This is a genomic window from Mycobacterium szulgai (genome assembly GCF_002116635.1).
In the GTDB taxonomy this organism is placed as follows: Bacteria; Actinomycetota; Actinomycetes; order Mycobacteriales; family Mycobacteriaceae; genus Mycobacterium; species Mycobacterium szulgai.
On record NZ_LQPW01000100.1, the window covers coordinates 1 to 3,308 of the forward strand.

Annotated in this window: 3 protein-coding genes; all 3 read left to right on the plus strand. The window is 67.0% G+C overall.

Annotation, left to right across the window (positions count from 1 at the left end; all coding sequences use genetic code 11):
- The first annotated feature begins 1 nt into the window (after position 1).
- Genes AWC27_RS14755 through AWC27_RS14765 form a run of 3 tightly spaced genes read left to right on the plus strand, consistent with a single transcriptional unit; the run spans position 2 to position 3,304 of the window.
- On the plus strand, positions 2-307 hold the full coding sequence (locus tag AWC27_RS14755) for a DUF1490 family protein (protein ID WP_085671169.1): 306 nt from the start codon (positions 2-4) through the stop codon (positions 305-307).
- A 55-nt stretch (positions 308-362) separates the two neighbouring features.
- Positions 363-2,693, plus strand: a complete 2,331-nt coding sequence (locus AWC27_RS14760) for a copper-translocating P-type ATPase (RefSeq protein ID WP_139837010.1) — start codon at positions 363-365, stop codon at positions 2,691-2,693.
- Entirely contained in the window at positions 2,690-3,304 is a 615-nt protein-coding gene (locus AWC27_RS14765; RefSeq protein WP_085671171.1) for a DUF5134 domain-containing protein, read from the plus strand. The genes AWC27_RS14760 and AWC27_RS14765 overlap by 4 nt, the downstream gene beginning before the upstream one ends.
- The last annotated feature ends 4 nt before the right edge of the window (positions 3,305-3,308 follow it).

A 3,308-nucleotide genomic window follows, 5' to 3' on the forward strand; every position in this document is an offset into this window, starting at 1 on the left:
AATGGCTTGGCAAGGACTGTTAAGCAAGGCGGTGCCCACTGTGGTCACCGGTCTGGTAGGTGCCGCAGCGTATGAGGCGTTGGCCAAGGCACCGTGGCGCAAAGTGACGGTCAGCGCCGCCGCGGTGAGTTTGCGCGGGGCTCGCGCCACTGAGCGCATCACCAAGGAGGCCGCCGAGAGGGCGCGCCTGGCGACGGCTGATGTGCTTGCCGAAGCGGCTGACCGCATCGGGGAACGAGTGCCCGCACCGGCGGCGGTGGACTCGGCCGTCGCTTCGACCGTCGAGGGTAACGATGCTTGTCACTAAAACTGCCGCTGACGTTGGCGCCACGCTCAGGGTCGTCTCCCAAGGGGGCGGGCGGATGCGGGTGCTCGTCAGCGATTTTGTAATGGACGCGGCCCGGGCCGTGGCGATCGAAGAGACAGTCGCTACGGTGCCCGGGATCCGGGCAGTGCAGGCCTATCCGCGAACGGGATCGGTGGTGATCTGGTATCTGCCCGATGACTGCGACACCGCCGCGGCGCTATCGGCGATCCTCGATGCTCGCGACGTCCCTGCGGATTCGGTGCCCGCACGCGCCCCCTACTCGGCGAGTGTCGGCGAAACCGGTGTGGTGGCAAGGATCGCTGGTGGGATCTTGCGCGTGCTCGGCCTGTCGTCTGATGCCGACAATGCAGAGACCGTAAGCGGCGGTAGTTGTCATCAGCCGGCGCCGTCGTGTCATGGGGCGCCGGTCGCCGATGCCAAGGGTGAGCAACGGAAGTGGTTACGCCGGGTGTGGCTGGCCGCGCCGTTGGGGCTGTTGTCGATGGCAGCACCGATGTTGTTCGGCGGTGCGTGGGCGGGCTGGCTGACCTTTGCCGCGACGGTGCCGGTGCAGTTCGTGGCCGGCTGGCCGTTCCTGGTCGGGGCCGTGCAGCAGGCACGGGCAAGGTCTGCGGGCATGGACACGCTGATCAGCCTGGGGACGCTGACCGCGTTCGCCTACTCGACCTACCAACTGTTCGCCGGTGGGCCGCTGTTCTTCGACACCGCTGCGTTGATCATCGCGTTCGTGGTGCTGGGCCGCTATTTAGAGGCCCGAGCCATGGGCAAGACCCGCGAGGCGATCAGCGCGCTGCTGGAGATGGGCGCGAAGGAAGCCTGCCTGCTCGTCGACGGCCAAGAAATCCTCGTGCCGGTGGAGCAGGTGCAGGTCGGAGACCTGCTCTTGGTGCGGCCCGGCGAAAAGATTCCCGTGGACGGTGAGATCGTCGACGGGCGCGCGGCTGTTGATGAGTCGATGCTGACCGGCGAGTCGATGCCGGTGGAAAAAACGGTCGGCGACCGGGTTGCCGGGGCGACCGTCAACACCGACGGGCGGTTGACCGTGCGCGCCACCGCCGTGGGCGCTGACACGGCGCTGGCGCAGATTGTGCGCCTGGTCGAGCAGGCTCAGGGTGGCAAGGCACCGGTACAGCGGCTAGCCGACCGGGTGTCTGCGGTGTTCGTGCCCGCCGTGCTGGGCGTGGCCGCGCTGACCTTTGCGGCGTGGGCGGTGCTGGCAGCCAACCCGATCGCGGGCATGACCGCAGCGGTTTCCGTGCTGATCATCGCGTGCCCGTGCGCGCTGGGTCTGGCCACTCCCACAGCGATCATCGCCGGCACCGGCCGCGGCGCGGCGATGGGCATCTTGGTCAAGGGCGGCGAGGTGCTGGAAGCCTCCAAGAAGATCGACACCGTGGTATTCGACAAGACCGGCACCCTGACCCGTGGCCAGATGCGGCTCACCGAAGTCGTTGCCGACCAACGGCAAGAAGGCGATCTGGTGCTCCAGATCGCCGCGGCGGTCGAGTCGGGCTCCGAGCACCCGATCGGCGCGGCCATCGTCGCCGGCGCTCGCGAGCGCGCTCTAAAGATTCCCGCCGCCACATCGTTCACCAGTCTGGCCGGCCACGGCGTGCGCGCCGAGGTCGACGGCCGAGCAGTGCTGGTCGGGCGACGCAAGCTCGTCGACGACCACGGTCTAGGCCTTCCCGAGCATTTGGCGACGACCGCCGCTGAGCTCGAAAAGCAGGGCCGCACAGCGGTGTTCGTCGGCCATGACGACCAAGTCGTTGGTGTGCTCGCGGTGGCAGACACGGTCAAAGACGACGCCGTCGAGGTGGTCCGGCAACTGCACGCGATGGGGCTACAAGTCGCGATGATCACCGGTGACAACGCCCGTACGGCGACCGCAATCGCCCAGCAGGTCGGTATCGACCGGGTACTGGCCGAGGTATTGCCTGAAGACAAGGTCAACGAGATCCAGCGCCTCCAAGGTGAGGGCAGGCTGGTCGCCATGGTTGGCGACGGCGTCAACGACGCGCCCGCGCTGGTACAGGCCGACCTGGGCATCGCGATCGGCACCGGCACCGACGTAGCCATCGAAGCCTCCGACATCACACTGATGTCAGACCGCCTCGACGGTGTCGTGCGCTCGCTTCAACTGTCACGCCAAACCCTGCGCACAATCCACCAGAACCTGGGCTGGGCCTTCGGCTACAACACCGCTGCTATTCCCCTGGCCGCATTCGGGCTGCTCAACCCCGTCGTGGCAGGCGCGGCGATGGGCCTGTCTTCGGTCAGCGTGGTTACCAACTCCCTGCGACTACGCCACTTCGGCCGCGATAAAACGATCGATACCCTGCCCGAGCGGCCCGCGACCACATGATCCACGACGTTCTGCTGCGGTGGACCGTCACTGGGTTGTTCGCGCTGGGCGCCGTTGAATGCGCCCTACCCATCCTCACCCGACGCCGCCCATGGTCGGTCATCCTCAGCCACAGTTTGCACGTCCTGATGGCAGTCGCCATGGCGGCGATGGCATGGCCATGGAGCATGCGATTGCCGCCAACACTGCCCGCGGTGCTTTTCCTGCTGGCGGCCGTGTGGTTCGCGACGATGACCATCGTCGCTGCCCGCACAGGCGACCAGCTGCGGTTGGGCGGATACCACGCGATGATGATGCTGGCCACGGCCTGGATGTATGCCGCCATGGACAGTCATCTGGCCGCTGGCCCATCGCCTCCGCAGGCGGCGGCCTCGATGCGGGGCATCGACGCGGCGACGACGAGCGCATCAGCAAACAGCGGATCGCTCACCTGGTTCACCGCAGCGAGCTGGCTCGGCGCCCTGATCTTCGCGACCGCAACGGTTTTCTGGATACGGCGCTACCTCACCGGCCTCGCCACAACGAGATTCAAATCCCTCGGGACTCTCGCACAAGCGGCCATGGCCGCCGGAATGGCGATCCAGTTCCTCGCCGCGGTATTTGAGATGTGAGCCG